Origin of the sequence: Chengkuizengella axinellae (assembly GCF_030730905.1) — a bacterium.
GTDB lineage: Bacteria > Bacillota > Bacilli > Paenibacillales > KCTC-33759 > Chengkuizengella > Chengkuizengella axinellae.
The window spans coordinates 1-534 of record NZ_JAVAMP010000058.1 but is presented as its reverse complement, the minus strand read 5'-3'; the positions used below and the strand labels follow the sequence as shown (position 1 = coordinate 534).

Here is a 534-nt window from a genome sequence, read left to right as displayed (position 1 = left end):
GTAAAGCTATCTTCTCCGTTATATCCATCATTTGGAGTATAGATGACTTTTGAACCTTCTACTGTGATCGTTCCGTTCTGAACACTATCTTCATCTACGTTAAAGATTAAAACGGATGAGTCAGTTTCTTCATCATTACCTGTTAATGTAATCTCTACGGATTCTCCTTCATTTGTTTCTACAGCTTGACTATCTGCTGATGGCTTCGTGTTCACTGGATTGACCGTGATCGTTACCGTCGCTGTTTCACTCGTTTGGGCTTCTGCACTTCCATCTCCTGTGTCTGTCACGGTAAATGTAAAGCTATCTTGACCGTTATATCCATCTGCTGGAGTATACGTAACTTTCGAGCCTTCTATTGTCATCGTTCCGTTCTGTACACTTGCTTCATCTACGTTAAAGATCAAATCGGATGACTCAGTTTCATCATCACTTCCAGTAAGGATGATCTCTATGGATTCACCCTCATTTGTTATCACAGCTTGGTTATCTGCTGCTGGCTTCGTGTTCACTGGGTTGACTGTGATTGTTACC

At 41.6% G+C, this 534-nt stretch carries 1 protein-coding gene; it reads right to left on the bottom strand.

Annotation, left to right across the window (positions count from 1 at the left end; translation table 11 throughout):
* The coding region (locus Q5Y73_RS24645; protein WP_305994572.1) for an Ig-like domain-containing protein at window positions 1-534 on the bottom strand (534 nt) is incomplete at both ends.